At 52.0% G+C, this 21,811-nt stretch carries 22 protein-coding genes and 1 other annotated feature; of the genes, 21 read left to right on the forward strand and 1 reads right to left on the reverse strand.

Annotated features, from left to right (window positions below; genetic code table 11):
- Window positions 1-221 precede the first annotated feature (221 nt).
- The 16 genes from ftsA (at window position 222) to HFP08_RS11335 (ending at window position 16,167) form a co-directional block, all read left to right on the forward strand.
- Entirely contained in the window at window positions 222-1,463 is a 1,242-nt protein-coding gene (ftsA, locus tag HFP08_RS11260) for a cell division protein FtsA (protein WP_168120693.1), read from the forward strand.
- Between the two features lie 17 nt (window positions 1,464-1,480).
- Window positions 1,481-2,608: a cell division protein FtsZ gene (gene ftsZ, locus HFP08_RS11265; protein WP_168120694.1), complete on the forward strand. Its 1,128-nt coding sequence runs from the start codon at window positions 1,481-1,483 to the stop codon at window positions 2,606-2,608.
- A gap of 193 nt (window positions 2,609-2,801) precedes the next feature.
- Window positions 2,802-3,719 (forward strand): sigma-E processing peptidase SpoIIGA, encoded by a 918-nt coding sequence (spoIIGA, locus tag HFP08_RS11270; RefSeq protein WP_168120695.1) that lies wholly within the window; start codon window positions 2,802-2,804, stop codon window positions 3,717-3,719.
- Window positions 3,720-3,791: 72 nt separating this feature from the next.
- Complete coding sequence (gene sigE, locus HFP08_RS11275) at window positions 3,792-4,514, forward strand: RNA polymerase sporulation sigma factor SigE (RefSeq protein WP_168120696.1); 723 nt, start codon at window positions 3,792-3,794, stop codon at window positions 4,512-4,514.
- A gap of 114 nt (window positions 4,515-4,628) precedes the next feature.
- Window positions 4,629-5,411: an RNA polymerase sporulation sigma factor SigG gene (sigG, locus tag HFP08_RS11280; protein ID WP_168120697.1), complete on the forward strand. Its 783-nt coding sequence runs from the start codon at window positions 4,629-4,631 to the stop codon at window positions 5,409-5,411.
- Between the two features lie 141 nt (window positions 5,412-5,552).
- A complete protein-coding gene (locus HFP08_RS11285) occupies window positions 5,553-5,834 on the forward strand; it encodes a YlmC/YmxH family sporulation protein (protein ID WP_168120698.1) in 282 nt (93 codons plus the stop codon).
- An 80-nt stretch (window positions 5,835-5,914) separates the two neighbouring features.
- A complete protein-coding gene (pgeF, locus tag HFP08_RS11290) occupies window positions 5,915-6,739 on the forward strand; it encodes a peptidoglycan editing factor PgeF (protein ID WP_168120699.1) in 825 nt (274 codons plus the stop codon).
- A gap of 16 nt (window positions 6,740-6,755) precedes the next feature.
- On the forward strand, window positions 6,756-7,463 hold the full coding sequence (locus HFP08_RS11295) for a YggS family pyridoxal phosphate-dependent enzyme (RefSeq protein ID WP_206109226.1): 708 nt from the start codon (window positions 6,756-6,758) through the stop codon (window positions 7,461-7,463).
- A gap of 3 nt (window positions 7,464-7,466) precedes the next feature.
- The gene (locus HFP08_RS11300) at window positions 7,467-7,931 is read left to right on the forward strand and encodes a cell division protein SepF (RefSeq protein WP_168120701.1); all 465 of its coding nucleotides are present in this window, start codon (window positions 7,467-7,469) and stop codon (window positions 7,929-7,931) included.
- A gap of 22 nt (window positions 7,932-7,953) precedes the next feature.
- Entirely contained in the window at window positions 7,954-8,217 is a 264-nt protein-coding gene (locus HFP08_RS11305) for a YggT family protein (RefSeq protein ID WP_240941281.1), read from the forward strand.
- Window positions 8,218-8,232: 15 nt separating this feature from the next.
- A complete protein-coding gene (locus HFP08_RS11310; RefSeq protein ID WP_168120750.1) occupies window positions 8,233-9,015 on the forward strand; it encodes a YlmH family RNA-binding protein in 783 nt (260 codons plus the stop codon).
- Window positions 9,016-9,111: 96 nt separating this feature from the next.
- Window positions 9,112-10,284, forward strand: coding sequence for a helix-turn-helix domain-containing protein (locus tag HFP08_RS11315; protein WP_168120703.1), 1,173 nt, complete (start codon window positions 9,112-9,114; stop codon window positions 10,282-10,284).
- Between the two features lie 85 nt (window positions 10,285-10,369).
- Window positions 10,370-11,407 (forward strand): ABC transporter substrate-binding protein, encoded by a 1,038-nt coding sequence (locus tag HFP08_RS11320; RefSeq protein WP_168120704.1) that lies wholly within the window; start codon window positions 10,370-10,372, stop codon window positions 11,405-11,407.
- A 229-nt stretch (window positions 11,408-11,636) separates the two neighbouring features.
- On the forward strand, window positions 11,637-12,134 hold the full coding sequence (locus HFP08_RS11325; protein ID WP_168120705.1) for a DivIVA domain-containing protein: 498 nt from the start codon (window positions 11,637-11,639) through the stop codon (window positions 12,132-12,134).
- 103 nt (window positions 12,135-12,237) lie between these two features.
- Window positions 12,238-12,528, forward strand: a binding site (T-box leader).
- A gap of 52 nt (window positions 12,529-12,580) precedes the next feature.
- Window positions 12,581-15,673 carry an isoleucine--tRNA ligase gene (gene ileS, locus HFP08_RS11330; RefSeq protein ID WP_168120706.1) on the forward strand — a complete coding sequence of 1,031 codons (3,093 nt, stop codon included), beginning with the start codon at window positions 12,581-12,583 and terminating at the stop codon, window positions 15,671-15,673.
- Window positions 15,674-15,777: 104 nt separating this feature from the next.
- On the forward strand, window positions 15,778-16,167 hold the full coding sequence (locus HFP08_RS11335; RefSeq protein WP_240941282.1) for a DUF5665 domain-containing protein: 390 nt from the start codon (window positions 15,778-15,780) through the stop codon (window positions 16,165-16,167).
- Between the two features lie 52 nt (window positions 16,168-16,219).
- Here the strand turns inward: HFP08_RS11335 and HFP08_RS11340 are convergent, their stop codons facing one another.
- Window positions 16,220-16,933 carry a TraR/DksA C4-type zinc finger protein gene (locus HFP08_RS11340; RefSeq protein WP_168120707.1) on the reverse strand — a complete coding sequence of 238 codons (714 nt, stop codon included), beginning with the start codon at window positions 16,931-16,933 and terminating at the stop codon, window positions 16,220-16,222.
- A 170-nt stretch (window positions 16,934-17,103) separates the two neighbouring features.
- Here HFP08_RS11340 and lspA point away from each other — a divergent pair, with 170 nt between their 5' ends.
- The 5 genes from lspA to HFP08_RS11365 all read left to right on the forward strand — a co-directional run bounded on the left by lspA (window position 17,104) and on the right by HFP08_RS11365 (window position 21,779).
- Window positions 17,104-17,607, forward strand: a complete 504-nt coding sequence (gene lspA, locus HFP08_RS11345) for a signal peptidase II (RefSeq protein ID WP_168120708.1) — start codon at window positions 17,104-17,106, stop codon at window positions 17,605-17,607.
- A 2-nt stretch (window positions 17,608-17,609) separates the two neighbouring features.
- Entirely contained in the window at window positions 17,610-18,548 is a 939-nt protein-coding gene (locus tag HFP08_RS11350; RefSeq protein ID WP_168120709.1) for an RluA family pseudouridine synthase, read from the forward strand.
- A 155-nt stretch (window positions 18,549-18,703) separates the two neighbouring features.
- On the forward strand, window positions 18,704-19,939 hold the full coding sequence (locus tag HFP08_RS11355) for an LL-diaminopimelate aminotransferase (protein WP_168120710.1): 1,236 nt from the start codon (window positions 18,704-18,706) through the stop codon (window positions 19,937-19,939).
- A gap of 368 nt (window positions 19,940-20,307) precedes the next feature.
- Window positions 20,308-20,865: a bifunctional pyr operon transcriptional regulator/uracil phosphoribosyltransferase PyrR gene (gene pyrR / locus HFP08_RS11360; protein ID WP_168120711.1), complete on the forward strand. Its 558-nt coding sequence runs from the start codon at window positions 20,308-20,310 to the stop codon at window positions 20,863-20,865.
- 14 nt (window positions 20,866-20,879) lie between these two features.
- Window positions 20,880-21,779 carry an aspartate carbamoyltransferase catalytic subunit gene (locus tag HFP08_RS11365; RefSeq protein WP_168120712.1) on the forward strand — a complete coding sequence of 300 codons (900 nt, stop codon included), beginning with the start codon at window positions 20,880-20,882 and terminating at the stop codon, window positions 21,777-21,779.
- Window positions 21,780-21,811: the final 32 nt, after the last annotated feature.

Genomic DNA, 21,811 nt, shown 5'->3' on the forward strand with positions numbered 1-21,811 from the left:
AAGCTGTTTCAGTTTTTCGATTTTGGGGTATTGGTTTAGATGACTGCGTCTGTTCATGCCTAATATCCCTTGATTCGACAGGGAACTGCGGGGGGTTGCGAAATATTTGTTGAAAAAAGAGGGAAAATATTAAGCGCGTTGAATATGTAGATAGACTTGGTTGGGAACACAATATACATGATACATGCAGTTATCATTATGGGAAACGGAGGTGCCGCAAGTTGAGCAGTAATGACATCATAGTTAGTTTGGACATCGGTACATCCAAAGTTCGAGCTATTATTGGTGAGATGAATAATGGAGCCATTAATATTATTGGCGTTGGATCTGCTGACTCGGAAGGAATTCGGAAGGGCGCAATCGTTGATATTGATCAGACTGTCCAGTCCATCCGCAACGCGATTGAACATGCGGAGCGCATGGTCGGCATTCAAATATCCGATGTTTATGTCGGCATTCAAGGCAATCATATCGCATTGCAGACGAATCATGGCGTCGTAGCCGTGTCCAATGAGGATAGGGAAATTGGCGAAGAAGACATTGAACGCGTCATTCAAGCGGCGAAGGTGGTAGCTCTTCCGCCTGAACGCGAAATTATTAATCTCGTACCGAAGCAGTATTTGGTTGACGGTCTCGAGGGCATCTCCGATCCAAGAGGCATGATCGGCGTGCGCCTCGAAGTGGAAGCGACGATCGTGACAGGCGCGAAGACGGCGATACATAATCTGATGCGCTGCGTGGAGAAGGCGGGCCTGCGCATTAACGGCGTCATTCTCTTGTCCCTTGCCACGGGCGTGATGTCGCTTTCGAAGGACGAGAAGATGATGGGAACGGTTCTGGCCGATATCGGAGCCGGCTCCTGCACGATTGCCGTCTATGATCAAGGCGGCCTCGCGGCTATCTCGGCCTTGCCAATCGGCGGGGAATTCGTAACGAATGATATTGCCTACGGTCTGCGGACGCAGAGCGATCAAGCCGAGAAGTTCAAGCTGAAGTACGGCTGTGCGAACGTTGAGGATGCGGCGGAAGACGTGAAATTCAAAGTGACGCGCATGGGAAGCAATGTGGAGAAGGAATTCTCGCAGAAGGATCTTGCAAGCATTATAGAGCCTCGAATGCAGGAAATCTTCCAATTGATTCGCCAAGAGGTTAGGCGGCTTGGCTATGGAGACAATGTGAACGGATATGTTCTTACAGGCGGCGCAGTTTCCTTGCCCGGCACGCTGGCGCTGGCGCAAGCGGAGCTCGAAGCCTCCGTGCGAATCGCTCTGCCCGATTATATCGGCGTGAAGGATGCGGCATACAGCAGCGGCGTCGGAATGATTCAATACGTATCGAAGTATATGGGAGTCAGCAGCGCCGGTTCAGCCAAAAAATCTTCAAGTCGTAAAGCGGGTCCATCACCTTCTACTAAACCCGGTATGTTTGAGAAGATTAAAAATATGTTTAACGAATTTATTTGACTGGGGGATAATGAGAGATGTTGGAATTCGACATGGAGCTTGAACAGCTCGCCCAAATAAAAGTAATAGGCGTAGGCGGCGGCGGCAGCAATGCGGTCAACCGCATGATCGAGAATGGCGTGAAGGGTGTTGAGTTCATAACCGTTAACACGGATGCTCAAGCGCTTCATCTTGCAAAGTCGGAGCATAAGCTGCAGATTGGCGACAAGCTGACCCGCGGACTTGGCGCCGGAGCGAATCCGGAGGTCGGAAGCAAGGCGGCCGAGGAATCCCGCGAACAAATTATGAATCAATTAAAGGGCTCCGACATGGTGTTCGTTACGGCTGGCATGGGCGGAGGCACAGGTACAGGAGCAGCGCCGGTCATCGCCGAGATTGCCCGCGAATGCGGCGCTTTGACCGTCGGTGTCGTAACAAGACCGTTCACCTTCGAAGGACGCAAGCGTTCCGGACAAGCCGAGCTTGGCATTGAAGCGTTGAAGGAAAAGGTCGATACGCTGATTGTCATTCCGAATGACCGTCTGCTCGAGATCGTCGACAAGAAGACGCCGATGCTGGAAGCGTTCAGAGAAGCGGATAACGTGCTTCGGCAAGCGGTGCAGGGCATCTCGGATTTGATTGCCGTTCCCGGCTTGATCAACCTCGACTTTGCCGACGTGAAGACGATCATGACGGAGCGCGGCTCCGCATTGATGGGGATCGGCGTAGCGACAGGCGAGAATCGCGCGGCGGAAGCTGCTCGCAAAGCGATTATGAGTCCGTTGCTCGAGACGTCCATTGATGGAGCTCGCGGCGTTATCATGAATATTACGGGCGGCAACAACCTGTCGCTTTATGAAGTGAATGAAGCGGCCGAGATTGTCATCTCCGCATCCGATCCGGATGTGAATATGATCTTCGGCGCGATTATCGACGAGGATCTGAAGGATGAAATCAAGGTTACTGTCATTGCGACCGGTTTTGAATCGAAGCCGATGCAGCAGCAAACGCCTGCGCGTCGCCCCTCGCAGCAAAGCTCGGATGCGAGTGAATCCAAGCCCGCTTCCAGCTCGAACGGAGTGAAGCCTTTCGGTTCCGGGTCGACAACGAGCGATCAGCTGGAAATTCCCGCTTTTCTGCGCAAGCAGCCTCGCGGCGACAGATAATTCAAGCTTTAGAGACGTCTCTTCCATTATGGAGGAGGCGTTTTTTTTATGAGTAGTCGACAAAAAAAGATAGGGGGCACCGTCATGAATAGACAGACTTTGAAATAGGATTACAATATACTAGTCTCAGGTAGTTTCCCCGCGAAGCTTAAGTAGCGCTTTGATGTGTCGATCCTGGAGGAAGGGGACTCTCATGACGGTTTATGCTGATCTTCTGTTTTTGCGGGAAATGCTGATAGACGGCGCAGTTCTCCTTACGACCGCATGGGTTCGCCATTTCAAGCCAAATCCTTGGCGGGTGCTGGCTGCTTCAGCGTGCGGAGCCTGCTATGTTGTACTTATGCTGGTGCCCCCGTTATCATTCCTGTTTACTTTAGGCGTGAAAATTTTGTTCTCCCTGTTTATGATCTGGATTACGTTCGGCTTTCATTCCCTTCAACATTTTTTCCGCACTACGGCTGCATTTTATACGGTCAATTTCGTGGCTGCCGGAGCGGTTCTGGGACTGTACTATTTGTTCATTCAGGGCTCGGGCAAGATGTGGGAAACGATATCCTTCGCCGGCGGCAGCATGCAGGCGGAGCTGCGGCTAGGTTTTTTTTATTTCATCGCCGCATTTTGCATCGGAATATATATCTATCGCTCTGTCCTGACGCAGAAGCAAGAACGGGAGCTGGTGCGCACACATTTAGCAGAAGTAACGATACACATTGGAGAAGGGATCTATACATGCATCGGCCTAATCGATACGGGCAATCAGCTCTATGATCCGCTGACGCGCACGCCGGTCATGGTGATGGAAGCCTCAAGATGGGAGGAGGAGCTGCCGGCTTCGTGGCTTGCGAGCATTAAGAGCGCGCAGGTAGATCGATTGGTAGCGGGCCTGGACGGCTCATCGTTCGTATGGCAAGACAGGCTGCGGCTTGTGCCGTTCCGAGGGGTGAATCGGGGATCGCAATTCATGCTGGCGGTGAAGCCCGATGCGGTGAAGGTCTGCTGCGAGGGAAGGGTGTACGAAACAAGCAAGGTGCTCATCGGTCTCGACGGGGGCAAGCTTGCCTCGGATGGCGCCTATCAAGCCATTATCCATCCGTCAATGGTCGGATCGTAATCGAAGCAACACATACCGGGCAGCAATAATTCACCGGGCGCACTATCAATTCACCTGGGAGGGATGGGTCTTATGCTCGTCAAATATAAACTGATCATGCAGCTCTATTATTATCGCCTTCTGTTCCTGTTCGGAATGAAAAGCGAGGAAATCTATTATATTGGGGGAAGCGAGGCGCTGCCGCCGCCTCTGACCCGTGAAGAAGAGGAATATTTGCTGGAGAAGCTTCCGTCTGGCGATACGGCGATTAGAGCCATGCTGATTGAGCGGAATCTTCGTCTGGTTGTCTATATTGCGAGAAAGTTCGAGAATACGGGCATTCATATCGAGGATTTGGTTTCCATCGGAGCTATCGGCTTGATCAAGGCTGTCAACACCTTCGATCCCGAGAAGAAAATCAAGCTGGCTACTTACGCATCGAGATGCATCGAGAACGAAATTCTGATGTATCTCAGACGCAACAGCAAGATTCGCACGGAGGTATCCTTCGACGAGCCGCTGAATATCGATTGGGACGGCAACGAGCTGCTGCTCTCGGATGTGCTCGGCACGGAGAATGACACGATCTACCGCAATATCGAGGAGCAGGTCGACCGCAAGCTGCTGCATAAAGCGCTCGACAAATTATCCGAACGAGAGCGCATCATTATGGAGCTTCGCTTCGGCCTCGCTGACGGTGAGGAGAAAACGCAGAAGGATGTTGCGGATATGCTCGGTATTTCCCAATCGTACATTTCCAGGCTCGAAAAAAGAATTATTAAGCGCCTTCGGAAGGAATTTAACAAGATGGTATAAGGATTTGCCGTGTTTCGAGATTTGTGCGCATTGCCTCGAGATGTCAGCTCAGGAATAAAAAGAACGCTCAGGGAGATAATGAACATTAATGTTTCTCCTTGGGAGGTAATCACGTTGACCCGAAATAAAGTCGAGATCTGTGGAGTGGATACCGCGAAACTGCCTGTGCTGACCAATGTCGAGATGAGAGAGCTGTTCACGGCATTACAAACCCGAAATGAGTGGGCAGCAAGAGAGAAATTAGTAAACGGCAATCTGCGGCTGGTGCTAAGCGTCATTCAACGATTCAACAATAGGGGAGAGTTTGTGGACGATCTGTTCCAGGTCGGCTGCATCGGACTTATGAAGGCGATCGATAATTTCGACCTTAGTCAAAATGTCAAATTTTCCACCTATGCCGTGCCGATGATTATCGGCGAAATTCGTCGGTATCTGCGCGATAACAACCCGATCAGGGTGTCCCGAAGCCTTCGGGATATTGCTTATAAAGCGCTGCAGGTTCGCGATAGCCTGACGAACAAAAATTGTCGCGAACCGACGATATTCGAAATCTCGGAGGCGCTGAACGTGCCGAAGGAGGATGTTGTATTCGCGCTTGATGCGATTCAGGATCCGGTTTCCCTGTTCGAGCCGATCTATCATGACGGAGGGGATCCAATCTATGTGATGGATCAAATCAGCGACGATCGCAACAAGGATGTGTCATGGATCGAAGAAATCGCGCTTCGCGAGGCGATGACCAAGCTGAATGATCGGGAGAAAATGATTCTGTCGATGCGTTTCTTCGAGGGCAAGACCCAGATGGAGGTTGCCGATGAAATCGGCATATCCCAGGCGCAGGTGTCCAGGCTGGAGAAGTCGGCCATCGGGCAAATGCAGAAGCATGTGAAAACATAGCAAGGAGCTCCAAGCAGCCTCCTTCCCGTACGCCATACGGGAGGGGGGCTGTTTCTATTTTGCGGGACGGCAACATAGGATAAAGTAATGGCGCGTACGGCGCGGGATAAAGCCAATTTGCCGGAAAAGTGGTGAGCATGCTTGAAAATATCCGATTTCCAGACGAAGGATGTCATTAATATTGTGGACGGCAAGAAGCTTGGGCAAATTACCGATCTCGAGCTTGATCTCAGACAGGGGCGAATCGATGCCGTCATCGTTCCGCAATTCACGAAGGTGTTCGGGCTGTTCGGCAGCAGCGGCACGGAGATCGTCATCCCTTGGCGCAGCATTGTGAAGATCGGCGCGGATGTCGTGCTGGTTCGGCTCGATGAATCGAAGACGATAAGAGCCGAAGAGGATGATTTGCATGTGCGATCGTAAGGCGGTACACTGAAAGAAGCAATCAAACGGAAACGGATAGGAAATAGCAGGAATGAGGTGAGCAGGTGGAGCCGTTCAACATGGAAGCGAAGAAGTCTTCGCTTTTTTTATTGTCGCCTTGGATGGAGCAGCATAACGAGCTTGACGCCGGCTTTTCCTCGAGATTGGGAGGCGTGAGCGAGGAGCAGTGGCAATCGCTTAATCTGGGTCTGCATGTCCGCGACCGCGACGATTCAGTTATAACGAATCGCAAGCGGCTGACTGAGGCGCTCCGGTGGCCGTTCGAGGCTTGGACATGCGCGGAGCAGGTGCATGGCAGCGAGGTTTTCCAGGTGACCGCGGCGGAGCGTGGCAAGGGCAGATCGGCCTTGGTGGATGGGATTGCCGGCTGCGATGCCTTAATGACGAATGTCTCCGGCGTGCTGTTGACATCGCTTTATGCGGATTGCGTGCCGCTCTATTTCTACGCGCCGGATGTCAAGGCTGTCGCTCTCGCCCACGCGGGATGGCGCGGCACTGTAGGGGAAATCGCCGATCGTACGATCGCTGCGATGGGAGAGGCGTACGGCGCGAAGCCCGAAGTCATGCAGGCGGCAATCGGTCCGTCGATCGGTCCATGCTGCTACGAGGTTGACGGGGCTGTCATTCGCGAGGTGGAGCGGCTCTTGAACGAACTGCAGCTGCCCGGGGACAAGCAGGAGACATGCATGAAGCTTGAAGCCGGCGGCAAGGCCCGACTGAACTTGAAAGAAATAAACCGACAGATTATGATAAAAGCAGGAATTTTGCCGATCCATATCGAATTAAGCAAGTGGTGTACCGGCTGCCGTACCGATCTGTTCTTCTCTCACCGGATGGAGGCGGGGCTGACAGGTCGAATGGCAAGCTGGATCGGCTTTTCGTAAAGAGGTGAAGTTGCAAATGACTATGGCAAAACGACTGGAGCTGGTCGAGCGGCGGATCGCGGCGGCATGCGAGCGTTCCGGCAGAAGCCGGGATGACATTCAAATCATCGCGGTGACGAAGTATGTTTCCGTCGATACGGCGAAAGCAGCTTTTGACAGCGGGCTCGAGCATCTGGGCGAGAACAGATGGCAGGACGCGAAGGCGAAATGGGAGGCGTTCCACGAATCCGCAGAGTCTCCGAATGATGAGCCGATCTGGCATTTCATCGGAACGCTGCAGACGAACAAGGTGAAGGAAGTCATTGGGAAATTCACATACATTCATTCGCTGGACAGGCTTTCGCTTGCGGAAGCTCTTCAGAGCAAAGCTTCCCTGATGGGTATTACGGTTCCTTGCTTCTTACAGGTGAACGTGTCGGGCGAAGCGTCCAAGCACGGCATGGAGCCAAGGGAGCTGCCTGATTTTCTTCAGCAGCTGCAGAGCTTCCCGGCGCTGAAAATTATCGGCCTCATGACAATGGCGCCTCACGCCGAGCATGCCGAGGATACGAGAGCGGTATTTCGCGGGCTTCGCGAGCTCAGGGACGAGATGAAGCAATTGCCCGGAGGGACCGATTTGACGGAGTTGTCGATGGGCATGTCGAATGATTTCGAGATCGCGATTGAAGAGGGAGCGACTTGGGTAAGACTAGGAACCATATTAGTGGGAAAAGAGGAGGAATGAGCGATGAGCGTTATGAATCGGTTTATGAATTTTCTCGGTTTGCAGGAAGAGGAGGAAATTATCGAGCGGGAACAAATTTCTCAAGCGGATGATCAGGAGAATGAAACCTCCGCGTTCGAGGCGCGTAGAAATACAAGAAGCAATACTGCCGCCAGCAATAATGTGGTCAGCATCCATTCGCAGAAGAACGCAAGGGTCGTATTAAGCGAGCCCCGTTCCTACGACGACGCGCAGGAAATTGCGGATCATCTGAAATCCAGAAGAGCGGTCGTCGTTAATCTGCAGCGTGTGCGCGGCGATCTGGCTATGCGAATTGTTGATTTCTTGAACGGTACAGTGTACGCTTTAGGCGGCGGCATCTCGAAGCTGGGTCCTAATATATTTCTTTGCACGCCGGATACCGTGGAAATCCAGGGCTCCATATCAGAGATGCTGGCGGAGGAGAACGATTACAACAAAATGAGGTGACCACGGATTGGAAGCTTTTGTATTGAACCTAGTAAGTATAGCTTTAGAAATCTATAGCTATTTGATTATCGGATATGTGCTGTTATCCTGGTTTCCCAATGCCCGCGAAAGCTTTATCGGGCAGTTGCTCGGCAAAATCGTGGAGCCGTATATCAGTATTTTCCGCAGATTTATTCCTCCAATCGGAGGCGTGCTCGATTTATCGCCGATTATTGCGATTTTCGCGCTGCGTTTTATATCGGCAGGCTTGATCGCCGTGCTGGTTTATATCTTTGATTTGTTCTAAGGCGGATGAATGATGATGAAGCAAACGATTTATGAGCATTTTCATGGAGACGAGAAGCCGTTTGTCGATCGGGCGACGGAATGGATAGAACGGTCCGCCGAGCTGCATGAGCTCAGGCGGACCGATTTTTTGGATCCGAGGCAGGCCGAGATCGTGACCATGCTGGCCAATCGCAACGGGGATGCGGCTGTGCGTCTGGACGGCGGCTATGAGCAAGCTGAACGAAGAAGAGCAATCATTGCACCGCATTATCGCAATCTAGAAGAAGAAGAGGCAGGTATCTCCGTACTGTCGACTCATGCTCCGGGTCAAGACAAACTGGATCTGGACCATGGCGATTTTTTGGGAGCGTTGCTCGGACTTGGCATTAAGAGGGATCGGATCGGCGATATTCATGTGCATGATTCCTTTACGCATATCATCGTTTCGGACGAAATTGCCGATTACTTAAATATCCATCTGCGTCAAGTGCATCGCTACAGCGTGCTGACCGAGGTTGTCCCGTTGCAGGATCTTCGTACGGTCATTCCGAAGCTGGAGGAGCTTGAGCTGTCTGTCGCTTCCTTGAGGCTGGACGGCATCGCCAGCGATGTCTACCGGGTCAGCCGGGCGAAAATCGTGGATCCGATTCGCGCGGGTCGCTGCCGCGTGAATTGGAAGACGACCGAGAATCCATCCGAGCCGCTGAAGGAGGGCGATGTGATTTCCTTCAAGGGACTTGGCCGTTTCAAGATGCTCGGGGTCGAGGGAGTGACAAAAAAAGGCAGAATCCGCGTGAAAATCGGCAAATTTATTTAACGATTTCAATACCGAACAGTCGCCTGCATGGATGAAGGCGACTGTTGCTTTATGCCATGCAATATGGAGCTAAATCCGGCTTCGGGAGGGTGGATAATGGAAAGTAACCCAAAGGATTATCCGGGAAAAGCGGTCAAATCGCAAGCTGTCACAGAGAAAATCGAAAAAACTATCTCATATATGAAGCTGCATTTGGCAGAAGTGATAGGCAGAGAGGCGCTGGCAAGCATCGCCGAGTTGAATCAGGAGCATTACTCCCGGATCTTCAAAAAATATAAAGGAGCAAGCCCCCTTGAATACCTGAACAACCTTCGCATGGAGGAAGCGAAGCGGCTGCTGCTCGAATCGGACATGGGCATATCCGAGATAGCGAGGGCTGTCGGCTTTGCCGATCCCTTTCATTTCAGCAGGCGCTTCAAGCAAAGGGTTGGCGTTGCGCCCGTCTATTATGCTAATCGTCCGCCTCATCGAATTGCAGCACTCGATGGTTACGGTCATTGTACGGCCCTCGGACTTGTGCCGGTAGCGGCCGATTGGAACGTGATAGGAGCCTGTTTATCTCCAGATCCGACATTGACGGGACAATTAAATGCCGACGCCGAGGGCAGGGTTGCAGCGGATGCATGGAAGCGGTGGATGCCGGACGTCGTGCTGACTGCCAGAGAAGACGGGGGACAAGGTATTCCGGATTCATGCCAGGTAGTAACAATCGATATGCACGCCGATCCTGTCTATGACCAATTGCCAAGGCTTGCAGAGCGGTTCGGCAAAGAAGAGGAGGCCCAGGCCTGGATTGCGCGATACGAACAACGCAAGGCGCAGCTTGGCAGCGAGGTGAAGGAGCGGATTGGCAGACGCAAGGTGGCCGTTATCCGAATTCGCGAGCATCTGCTGCAAGTATATGGCATGCTGAATATGGGTTATCCGCTATATGAGTCACTGGGACTTTCGCCACCGGATAAAATAACAATGCTGTCCCTGTTCAACGCTCACTTTCATTCCATTGTGATTGAGCCGGAAGAGCTGCCGTTATATGCTGCGGATGCTTTGTTTGTCGTGATTCAGCCTGATAAGGGGGCGATGAGCTACTGGGAGAAGCTCTCGACCATGGAAATTTGGCGACAATATCCGGCTGTCTCATCAGGGAGCGTCTATAGGCTGGATGTCAAGCGATGGCTCGCGTTCGATCCGATATCCATTCTCGCTCAGATGGAGGAAGCTGCCGTGTTGCTAACCGGGGACAAACAAGTCACAAATATCCATCCCTAGCGCAATGATCATCCATGGAAGTAAAGCCTGATAGGAGGTACAATTGCTAATGATATTAATTATCATTATCAAATAGGAGGTTATCATGCATCAGGCAGAACGTACATTCAGAAGGCTGGCAGGCATGTTGCTGACCGTAATGGCAGCGGTTTTACTATTGAGCGCATGCGGCTCAAATGGCAACAATGGCAACGGCAATGCTTCGCAAGCAACTGCCGGGACTTCACAGCTCGAAACGGGCAAGGAGGAGCAATCGACCGGGGGAGAAGAAACGCCGCAATTCCGAACAGTGACGGATGATTTGGGTCGCGAGGTTGAAGTGTCAATCTCGCCCAAGGCGATAATTGCAGGGGAATTCGCAAGCGAGTTGTTGACGCTGGGCATTACGCCCGTCGGCTCGGGCGATAACGGCTTCAAGGTTGTGTTCACACAGGAACAGATGAAGGATGTCGAGAAAATAGGCGATCCGCCCAATCTGGAGAAGATTCTGACCTTGAATCCTGATTTGATGATCGCGCCAACTGTTTTCTTTGATATTTATCCGGAACAGATGGCTCAGATCGAGAAAATTGCGCCGATCTATTATATTTCCTTCGATCAGGATCCCATTTACGATATTTTTGTGAAAATTGCGGATTTGGTTGGGAAGTCGGATGAAGCGGCTGCCTGGATTAAAGATTATGAGGCGGCAGCGGTGGATGCCCGCGCCAGGCTGAAGGCGGCGATCGGCGATGAAACGGTTTCTATCTTTCGGGTGGAGAAGGGCAGGCTGCGCATCTATCTCAATCGAAACTTTGCAGGCTACATGCTCCGCAGCAGTCTTGAAGCGAATGCACCGGCCCCGGTAGCCGCCGAGCTTGACAAAGCTCCGTTCGGATCGGCGGTTGAAATTTCCTTGGAGAAGCTTCCTGAATACGCAGGCGATCATATTCTGCTTATTGTGCGCGGCGAAGGAGATGACAAAGCCGCCTTCGAGGAAATTGAGAAGTCCGGCTTGTGGAATAATCTTAACGCAGTGAAGGAAGGACATGTCCATATGCTGGAGACAGACAAGTACTATGGATCCGATATTGTAACGATTCGCGAAACGATGAAAGAAGTATTGACGATGCTGACACAGTAATCGATTCCGGGGCGGAGCGATGAACAACAAAGCCAATGGGCTCGCCTCCATTCGAGCTTGACTCGTTGAATGTTGTCGAAAGGGATGTATGTCCGAATAAATATATTTGAATTCCGGCAGGAAAAAGGAGCATTGTTGTCGAATCCTACTCATCAGACAAACTGGCGGTATATTTCGGCGATGGAAGCATCGCTTGCCACGGAACAACTTTCTATGAGGAGGTGCGCCAATGCCGCTTACGCCATTGGACATACATAACAAGGAATTCTCAAGAAGATTAAGAGGCTATGACGAAGATGAGGTTAATGAGTTTCTCGATCTGGTTATAAAGGATTATGAAGCCATTATTAGAGAAAATAAAGAAGTTCAGAATCAGATGCTGAATCTTCAAGAGAAGCTTAATCATTTCACGACGATTGAAGATACGTTAAGCAAGACCATTATCGTAGCGCAGGAAGCCGCTGACGAGGTTCGCAACAATGCGAAGAAGGAAGCTCAGCTTATTATCAAGGAAGCGGAGAAAAACGCCGATCGGATCATTAACGAATCGCTCAACAAATCGCGCAAGGTCTCGCTTGAGGTGGAAGAGCTCAAGAAGCAGGCTTCGATCTACCGCGCGAGGTTCCGCACCTTGGTTGAAGCGCAGCTTGAGCTCTTGTCGCAGGATGGTTGGGAATCGCTCGACACGCAAGCGAAGGAAGCGGATCGGGAGCTTCTGAGAGGTTAATTTCGGGCGAGCCCTATCCGATTTGACAAGCAATAAGCTTTGCGCTATAACTATTGTTATCGAAATGCATAAGCTGTGATGAAGGAACAATGATGATTAACAATGAACTTCAATGACGAGACCAAGTACGTATGATTTTCAATCCGCAGAGAGCCGGGCCACTGGTGAAAGTCCGGCGTTTGGAAGCATACGGAATATCAGCTCCGAGAAGCGAAGCCGAACCCGCGGATAGCAGCGGCATTAAGCGTCGACGGAAGTCCCCCGTTATCAGGACCGTGAATGTACAGACATTCACACTTAAGGCGCCGCAGCCCTGTACAGGGAAGGCTCTCTTCCCGTGAGGAAGAAGCCAAGCGGAACAAGGGTGGTATCGCGAGCAAGCCTCGTCCCTTCTACAGGGGACGGGGCTTTTATGTTTTCGAAAGAGCGAAGGGAGATTGATGAATATGCAACGCGTTGATGTGAAGGAGCGCGCGCGCGCCCGCGAGCTGCGAATATTGCAGCAATGGAAGGAAGAGAATACCTTCAGGAAATCGATCGAGAATAGAGAAGGAAGACCGAGCTTCGTGTTCTACGAAGGTCCGCCCACCGCGAACGGCGCGCCGCATATCGGCCATATGCTTGGACGCGTTATCAAGGATTTCATCTGTCGTTACAGAACGATGGCGGGATACCGCGTTGTGCGCAAAGCCGGCTGGGATACGCATGGCCTTCCGGTAGAGCTTGGCGTGGAGAAGCAGCTTGGCATCTCCGGCAAGCAGGAGATCGAGAATTACGGCGTAGAGGCTTTTATCAAGAAATGCAAGGATTCCGTATTCGTCTACGAAAAGCAATGGCGGGAGCTGACCGAAGCAATCGCATATTGGACGGATCTCGACGATCCCTATATTACGCTGAAAAACGAATATATCGAGACGGTGTGGCATATCCTGTCCACAATCCACAAGAAAGGTTTGCTGTACCGCGGCCATCGCGTCAGCCCGTATTGCCCATGCTGCCAGACGACGCTGAGCTCGCATGAGGTTGCGCAAGGGTACGAGGATGTGAAGGATTTGAGCGCGACGGCGAAATTCAAGCTGGTCGATTCCGGAGAGTTCATACTCGCCTGGACGACGACGCCTTGGACCTTGCCCGCAAACGCGGCGCTTGCCGTGCATCCCGATCTGGACTACGTACGCGCGTCGAAGAACGGGGAAGTGTATATCGTTGCCCGCAATTTGGCTGAGGATGTGCTTAAGGAAGGCTATGAAGTGCTGTCTTCGCTGAAGGGCTCGGAGCTCATCGGCAAAGCCTATGAGCCGCCGTTCCGATATGTGCCGCTGGAGAAGGGTCATATCGTCATACCGGGAGAGTTCGTCAGCGATACGAGCGGTACAGGAATTGTTCACATCGCCCCCGCCCACGGCGAGGATGATTACAAGGTGGCGCGCCAGAATGGTATTTCCATGCTGAGCGTGGTCAATAACGCGGGACGATATACCGAGGAAGTGACGGAGCTTGCGGGCCGTTTCGTCAAGGACTGCGATGTGGACATCGTGAAGATGCTGAGCGAGAAGGGATTGCTCTATGCGAAAGAGCGCTATGAGCACAGCTATCCGTTCTGCTGGCGTTGCAAATCTCCGCTGCTCTACTATGCTACGGAGAGCTGGTTCATCGAAACAACGGCAGTCAAGGAGCAGTTGATCGCGAATAATAACGGCGTCGATTGGTATCCGGGTCATCTCCGCGAAGGGCGCTTCGGCAAATTTCTGGAGGACCTGGTCGACTGGAATATTAGCCGAAACCGCTATTGGGGAACGCCGCTTAATGTATGGATCTGCGAAGAGACCGGAAAGCAATACGCGCCCGACAGCATAGCCGATCTTCGGGCGCGGGCGGTAGAAGAAGTGCCGGAGGATATCGAGCTTCACAAGCCGTATGTCGACGAAATTTTGCTGAAATCGCCATTTTCCGAAGGCGCGGTGATGCGACGAACCTCCGAGGTGATCGACGTCTGGTTCGACAGCGGCTCCATGCCGTTCGCGCAGCAGCATTATCCGTTCGGCGACGAAGCCGCCTTCAGGGATCAATATCCGGCGGACATTATCTGCGAAGGCATCGATCAGACGCGAGGCTGGTTCTTCTCCTTGCTGGCGGTTTCGACCTTGTACAACGGTAAAGCGCCGTACAAGGCGGTGCTGTCGACCGGTCATATTCTCGACGAGAACGGTCAGAAGATGTCCAAGTCCAAGGGCAATGTCATTGATCCATGGGAAATTATCGAAGAATACGGCACCGACGCTTTCCGCTGGGCGCTTCTGTCGGACAGCGCGCCATGGAACAGCAAACGGTTCTCGCGAAGCATTGTCGGCGAAGCGAAGTCGAAGGTGATCGATACGATCGTGAACACGCATGCCTTCTACGCCCTCTATGCGTCAATCGACGGCTTCGAGGCTCTGGAGCATCCTGCCGCGGTATCCGAGAACAAGCTTGACAGATGGATCATATCCAGACTTCATTCGCTTGTTTCAACCGTATCAAAGGGGCTGGACGCCAATGATTTCCTTAATCCGGCAAAGTCGATTGAAGTGTTCGTCGATGAGCTGAGCAATTGGTATATTCGCCGCTCGCGCGACCGCTTCTGGGGAAGCGGATTGACGACAGACAAGGTCGCGGCGTACCAGACGCTGAGAGAAACGCTGCTTACGCTGTCGCAATTAATCGCGCCATACGCGCCGCTGCTTGCCGAGGATATGTACGGAAATCTGGGCGGCGTCGGCAGCGTCCATCTGACGGACTTCCCGGCAGGAGATTCAGGCTTCATAGATGAAGCTCTGGAGCGCGATATGGAGAGCGCGAAGCAGATTGTCGAGCTCGCGAGAAGCGTGCGCAACGATACGGCAATCAAGACGCGCCAACCGCTTTCAGAGCTCATTGTATCTCTGAGCCGCGACTTCTCCCTCGAGGAGTACGAGGCGATTATCAAAGACGAAATCAATGTCAAGAGCATCGTCGTCCAGAATTCGGACAGCGGCTTTGTCGATTTCAATCTCAAGCTGAACTTAAAGGTTGCAGGGAAGAAATACGGCAAAAATGTCGGTCCTCTGCAAGGAGCCTTAAAGGCGCTCGCTCCTGAGCTGGCCGGTCAGGTTGTAGCCAAAGGCGTATTCCCGTTCACAACGGCGGACGGGGAGGAGCTTGTCGTAACGCTTGACGAATTGCTGGTGGAGAAGCAAGCGAAATCGGGCTTCGCTTCGGCTTCGGACAGCGGCGTGACCGTGGCTCTGAATACGGAAATTACACCAGAGCTGGAGCAAGAGGGATGGGTGCGAGAAGTTATTCGCGCGGTGCAAGACACTCGCAAGAAGCAGAATCTGGCAATTGAGAAACGGATTGATCTCGTGCTGGACGCGAATAATGAACTGAAGGCGGCGCTTGAGGCATTCTCGGAGGTCCTGCATGAAAATGTATTGCTGAATTCCGTTTCGTATGAGTCGACGGCGGATATGGAACGCGTCGCGTTCGGCAATCAGGAAATAGGCATCTTCATCAAAGTCTAAGTCTAAGAAGGTCCAGGGAACGAAAGCCCGCTTGCCATGCTGGCGAGTCGGGCTTTCGTTCTCTAAAATGGGATGCGTATTACCTCATTGGAGGCGATATACATATGAGGATCAAAGTGAATCATAAGGACATACGAAAGAATGACAACGCCAACGATAAGCGCAATTCGGAGCCGTCAACGAATGAGCAGAACGAAGTCAGGAATACACTGCAACAGGTTGAAGCGTCGCTGAGGGAGATCGCTCAGAAGATGGAGCGCACGCAAATCTCCGATTACGTCGAGCTTATGCATAGACCTTACAGGCTGCTCTGGCGAAATTTGCTCGCAGGCCTGGCGCGAGGCGTCGGAATTGCGATCGGCTTCACCTTCTTCGCGGCTACCATTCTGTATGTGCTTCAAATTCTGGGCGCCCTGAATCTGCCGATCATCGGAGATTATATAGCCGATATTGTGCGAATCGTGCAAATTCAATTGGAAGGCAAGACATACTGAAGCGCAGTCTTTATGAGCGGGCTGCAAACTGGCGAATCCAGTCGGCTATGGACTAATAATCGTCTTCCAGCTCATGATCGCCTTCCTCGCTGTGCAAATAATGATTGTATTCATGATTGCGCACGACGGAGACATGTCTTCCTGTAATATCCGTAGCCAGAAAGCTTTCAATGGATTCCACATAGCCGTCATTCTCATCGGCTTCGATACCCATATGATCATAATCGTATGCGTTTCGATTCTCTGACAGAGCAGGGGAGTCGGAATTGCCCCACTGCTCGACAATTTGCCATGCGTCTTCGCCATCGAAGCCGGCATAATCATTCTCGTCCATGCTGGAGCGTCCGAACGGCGGCTCCAGGAATTGCTCCTCGACGGGTCGATAGTCCTGAACGGGAGCCTTCGGCGCATGCTCGATGCAGGTTAATGTCTCCGGCTCCGCATCGAGACGTTCCATCGCAATATCGGCTCCGCATACTTTGCATATGCCGTAGGTGGCATCGTCCATGGCGGCAAGCGCGGAATTAATGGTCTCAAGATGCCGTTCCTCCTGCCGAAGCAAAGCGATATCCTTCTCGCGTTCGTACAGCTCCGTCGCAACATCGCCAGGATGATTGTCGATTGGAGAGAGCTCTCCAACAGAGTCGCGAAGCGATTCCCTCAATCCGAATTCGTCATTTCGGTTGAGTTGATTTTCCAGTAGTTGTTTTTCCTGCTCCAATTGCTTGCGCCATGAGGCTAATCGGGCATGAATTTCAGCGTTCATCGTCTGCACCGTCCTTTTTAGTTCTATATCAGCCTTATTAGCTTTCGCAGCAAAATCAGTTTTCAGTATGGGCATAGCTGGCATAGGCGCCGGACTGGCTCCGTTTATCCGCATATGCTACACTAGGAATGTTGAAAAAGCTCTTTTTAATGATCTGTAGGAGTGATGGAATGCGTTATTATTACTATATTGTAGCTGTGCTCGTGCTGGCGGTCGATTTTATTACGAAGAAAATCATCGCTGCGCAACTGGATTTGTATGAGCAAATTTCCGTAATCGGGAACTTCTTCCTGATTACTTCGCAGCGGAACAAAGGAGCAGCCTTCAGCATTTTGCAGGAGCAGCGCATTTTCTTCCTGCTCATCACTGTCGTCATCGCCGCAGGTCTGATCTGGTACATTCAATCGGTGCGAAAGACGGCCAAGCCTTGGCTTTTGGTGGGTCTCGGTTTAGTGCTTGGCGGCGCTATCGGCAATTTTACGGATCGATTGCGCACGGGAGAGGTTGTAGATTTCCTGCAATTTAACTTTGGCAGCTATACCTTTCCGATCTTCAACATTGCCGATTCAGCGATCTGCTGCGGCGTCGCTCTCATTCTCATCGACGCGCTCTTCGGAGCGAGGAATGAAAGCAGGCAGCAGCCCAAGCACAGCGAAGAGAAGGAGCTAACCTGAGGATGAACAGCAGTCAACCGCTAGAGGAGGAATACGGGTGGAGCATCTCTGCCGGGCAGGCTGGCAATCGCATTGATAAATTTATTGCCGAGCAGCTTGAAGCTTCCAGCGTTTCGCGAACGCAGGTGCAGGATTGGATCAAATCAGGCGCCGCTCTCGTGAACGCACGTATGGTGAAGACGAATTACAAGCTTTCTTCAGACGACGAAATTTCCTTGCAAATACCCGTATCCGAAGAAACGGATATAAAGCCGGAGGCCATCCCGCTCGATATCGTATACGAGGACGGAGATGTCATCGTTATCAATAAAGTTCGCGGCATGGTTGTGCATCCCGCGCCAGGACATCGTTCCGGAACGGTCGTTAACGCGTTGATGCATCATTGCAAGGATCTCTCCGGCATTAACGGATTGCTGCGTCCGGGCATCGTGCATCGCATTGACAAGGATACGACCGGACTGATTATGGCCGCGAAGAATGATCTGGCGCATCGTTCGCTCGCCGAACAATTGAAGGAGCACTCCGTCACCCGCAAGTATATCGCGCTGGCCCATGGCAATATCCCTCATGATACGGGCACGATCGACGCGCCGATCGGCAGAGACGCCAGTGATCGCAAGCTGTTCGCGGTAACAGATCGCAACAGCAAGACAGCCATCACTCATTTCATCGTGTTGGAGCGAATCGTCGATTATACGTTGCTTGAGCTCCAATTGGAGACGGGAAGGACGCATCAAATTCGCGTTCACATGAAATATATCGGCTACCCGCTTGCAGGAGACCCCGTCTACGGCAGGAGCAAGACCGTCATGCTGGGCGGACAAGCCTTGCATGCCGCTGTGCTGGGCTTCACTCATCCGCGCAGCGGCGAGCGGCTGCAGTTCGAAGCAGCGCTGCCCGACGATTTCGAGCATGTTCTGAACAGCTTGAGAACGAGGTAAGGCGGCGCAGGACCAATTAGAGGCAGAAGAAACGCTTAAGAACAATTTGTGCAAACTTTTGCTCATATCCTTCATTATTATGGGGGACGAATTACGCTATTCTTACGACATAAGGAATTAGGCTTAGAAACTATTATGAAGGACAGGTGAATGAAATGACATCCATTAATCAAAATTACTTGGAGCTGCAAGGCAGCTATTTGTTCTCTGAAATCGCTAAACGCAGAACGAAATTCACGCAAGAAAACCCGAACGCCGAAATTATCTCTCTCGGCATCGGCGATGTAACACGCGGATTGCCTGAAGCGGTTCTGAAAGCCATGCATCAAGCCGTCGACGAAATGGCGCTTCCGGCTTCGTTCCGCGGATACGGACCCGAGCAAGGCTATGATTTCCTGATCAACGCCATAATCGAGAACGATTACAAAGCGCGCGGCATCGACATTGCGACGAATGAAGTGTTCGTCAGCGACGGCTCGAAATGCGACGTCGGCAACATTCAAGAAATTTTCAGCGAAAACAGCATTGTGGCGGTTCAGGATCCGGTGTACCCCGTCTATGTGGACACGAATGTCATGGCGGGCCGCTCCGGCAAATACAATCAAGAAACCAAGCGTTATGAGAATATCGCATATCTGGAATGCACGGCCGAGAACAATTTCAAGCCGAGTCTACCAGACCGCAAGGTTGACATTATCTATCTCTGTTATCCGAACAATCCGACCGGCATGACGCTTACGAAGGAAGAGCTGAAGACTTGGGTTGATTACGCGAAAGCCAATTCATGCCTTATTCTGTTCGATTCCGCTTATGAAGCTTTCATTCAAGAGCAGGATGTGCCGCACAGCATCTATGAAATTGAAGGAGCGAAAGAAGTCGCAATCGAATTCCGCAGCTTCTCGAAGACAGCCGGCTTTACCGGCATCCGCTGCGCGTATACGGTTGTGCCTCGCGAACTGAAAGGACTTGACGCTGCGGGCAACTCCGTGCTGATCAATGATTTGTGGAATCGCCGCCACACAACCAAGTTCAACGGCGTATCCTATGTCACTCAGCGCGGCGCGGCCGCGATCTATTCGCCGGAGGGCAAGCGGCAAATCGCCGAGCTGGTGCAATATTACATGAATAATGCCGCGATTATCCGCGACGGACTGGCTTCCATCGGCATTGAAGTGTTCGGCGGCGTCAACGCGCCTTATATTTGGCTCAAAACGCCAAAAGGCATGGATTCATGGGCATTCTTCGACAAATTGCTGACCGAGGCGAATATTGTAGGAACGCCGGGCGTCGGCTTCGGACAAAGCGGACAAGGCTACTTCCGTTTAACGGCCTTCGGCTCCAAGGAAAACACGGAGAAAGCGGTCGAACGCATTCGCAAGCTCAGCTTGTAAGCGAGGATCGAGATTCGCTAGCCTTGCATAGCGGAGCGGATTCCGCTCAAAATAAGCATGAGATGAAGTGCAAATGCTCTTGACAACACCTGTCGAAAATGGGATAATTCCTATGATACAGAGCTGTACCTTTAACTCAGTCCCGTGAGACTGGCAAGGTAACGTGAATATTGGTCAATAGGTTGATTAGAATAGGCGGCCCCCACTTTGGATCAGAGTCCATCTGATCAGAGGATGACGGGAGCCTCTTCTTCTCCTGACTGATCACAAACTCCTTGCGAATTCACGCAAGGAGTTTTTTGTTGCCCGCTTGAAGGTGTCACAGGTCACAAGATCAAAAAACGCAGGGCGAGGAAGGAGAGACAGGGATGGCGGACGAAGCGCATTTGGTTATTATGGACGAGACAGCGATACGCAGAGCGTTGACCCGGATTGCGCATGAAATCGTGGAGAAGAACAAAGGCATCGATCAATGCATAATTGTGGGCATACGGACGAGAGGCATCTATCTCGCCAATCGGGTTGCCGAGCGTATTAGCGAAATCGAGGGCAAGCAGGTTGGGGTACATGAGCTTGATATTACGCATTATCGCGACGATCGGCTTGAGATTACTCGAGGCGACTTGGAGACGGCAGCGGCGCTTGGAACGAATGCCGGCCAGCCGCTTCAAGCGAAGGACAAGATTATCATTCTGTTCGACGATGTGCTCTATACGGGAAGAACGATTCGCGCGGCGATGGATGCGCTCATGGATTGCGGAAGACCGCGCAGCATTCAGCTTGCGGTGCTGGTGGACAGGGGCCATCGCGAGCTGCCGATCAGACCCGACTTCGTCGGCAAGAATGTTCCGACTTCCAAGCAAGAACAAATTCAAGTGTCTCTTCAAGAACTCGACCTGAAAGATCAAGTCACCATTATCCATTAGAGGAGGCAGTCCGAATGACACTGACGCAATTACGTCAAAGAAGCTTGCTTGGACTTAAGGACATCTCCAAAGAGGAGATCGAATCCATACTGGACAGGGCGGCATATTTCGAAGCGCAGACAACGAAGGTTCAACAAGCCCAGCAAGGGAAATTCGCAGCCAATATGTTTTTCGAGAACAGCACGCGCACGCGATTCTCGTTCGAGGTTGCGGAGAAGCGCCTGGGAGCGGAAGTCATTAACTTCTCTGCGGCGGCATCGAGCGTGCAGAAGGGCGAATCGATTTACGATACGGTGCGCACGCTTGAATCAATGGGAATTGATGTTGGAATTATAAGACTAAAGCCGATCGGCTTGCTTGCCGAGCTGGCGGAGAAAATCAAGGTGCCGCTGATTAACGCGGGGGACGGCAATAATGAGCATCCTACGCAAGCCTTGCTTGATCTCTACACCATGCGCAAGCATTTCGGCTCCATTCAAGGGCTGAATGTCGCGATCATCGGAGATGTGCTTCACAGTCGCGTAGCCAGATCGAATCTGTGGGCGCTGACCAAACTCGGGGCGAAGGTAAGCTTCTGCGCGCCGGACAATATGCAAGCGACGGAGCTGGACGTGAACTACATCTCCATGGAGGAAGCGCTGAAGGCGGATGTAGTCATGATGCTGCGGGTGCAGCTGGAGAGGCATGAGAGCGGAATGCTGAGCTCGGCGGAGGCTTACCGCGAGCAATACGGCTTGACTGTCGATCGCGCGAAGAAGATGGGGAGTCATGCGATTATCATGCATCCCGCACCGGTCAACAGGAATGTCGAAATCGACGATGAACTGGTGGAGCATCCGCAATCGAGGATTTTCCCACAGATGGAGAACGGAGTGCCGATTCGAATGGCAGTTATCGAAAGAGCGTTAGCATAGATGCAGCACTGAATATTATCGGAAGGTGGACA

It is taken from the genome of Paenibacillus sp. HB172176 (assembly GCF_011947265.1).
In the GTDB taxonomy this organism is placed as follows: Bacteria; Bacillota; Bacilli; order Paenibacillales; family Paenibacillaceae; genus Pristimantibacillus.

Bases quoted from the DNA above. Each gene is read 5' to 3' on its own strand.
- HFP08_RS11295 (WP_206109226.1), top strand. From the start codon at position 6,756: ATGACTATGGCAAAACGACTGGAGCTGGTCGAGCGGCGGATCGCGGCG.
- lspA (WP_168120708.1), top strand. From the start codon at position 17,104: ATGCGTTATTATTACTATATTGTAGCTGTGCTCGTGCTGGCGGTCGAT.
- HFP08_RS11315 (WP_168120703.1), top strand. From the start codon at position 9,112: ATGGAAAGTAACCCAAAGGATTATCCGGGAAAAGCGGTCAAATCGCAA.
- sigE (WP_168120696.1), top strand. From the start codon at position 3,792: ATGCTCGTCAAATATAAACTGATCATGCAGCTCTATTATTATCGCCTT.
- HFP08_RS11300 (WP_168120701.1), top strand. From the start codon at position 7,467: ATGAGCGTTATGAATCGGTTTATGAATTTTCTCGGTTTGCAGGAAGAG.
- HFP08_RS11365 (WP_168120712.1), top strand. From the start codon at position 20,880: ATGACACTGACGCAATTACGTCAAAGAAGCTTGCTTGGACTTAAGGAC.
- pgeF (WP_168120699.1), top strand. From the start codon at position 5,915: ATGGAAGCGAAGAAGTCTTCGCTTTTTTTATTGTCGCCTTGGATGGAG.
- ftsZ (WP_168120694.1), top strand. From the start codon at position 1,481: ATGTTGGAATTCGACATGGAGCTTGAACAGCTCGCCCAAATAAAAGTA.
- spoIIGA (WP_168120695.1), top strand. From the start codon at position 2,802: ATGACGGTTTATGCTGATCTTCTGTTTTTGCGGGAAATGCTGATAGAC.
- ileS (WP_168120706.1), top strand. From the start codon at position 12,581: ATGCAACGCGTTGATGTGAAGGAGCGCGCGCGCGCCCGCGAGCTGCGA.
- HFP08_RS11340 (WP_168120707.1), bottom strand. From the start codon at position 16,933: ATGAACGCTGAAATTCATGCCCGATTAGCCTCATGGCGCAAGCAATTG.
- HFP08_RS11335 (WP_240941282.1), top strand. From the start codon at position 15,778: ATGAGGATCAAAGTGAATCATAAGGACATACGAAAGAATGACAACGCC.
- HFP08_RS11310 (WP_168120750.1), top strand. From the start codon at position 8,233: ATGAAGCAAACGATTTATGAGCATTTTCATGGAGACGAGAAGCCGTTT.
- HFP08_RS11320 (WP_168120704.1), top strand. From the start codon at position 10,370: ATGCATCAGGCAGAACGTACATTCAGAAGGCTGGCAGGCATGTTGCTG.
- HFP08_RS11350 (WP_168120709.1), top strand. From the start codon at position 17,610: ATGAACAGCAGTCAACCGCTAGAGGAGGAATACGGGTGGAGCATCTCT.
- pyrR (WP_168120711.1), top strand. From the start codon at position 20,308: ATGGCGGACGAAGCGCATTTGGTTATTATGGACGAGACAGCGATACGC.
- HFP08_RS11355 (WP_168120710.1), top strand. From the start codon at position 18,704: ATGACATCCATTAATCAAAATTACTTGGAGCTGCAAGGCAGCTATTTG.
- HFP08_RS11325 (WP_168120705.1), top strand. From the start codon at position 11,637: ATGCCGCTTACGCCATTGGACATACATAACAAGGAATTCTCAAGAAGA.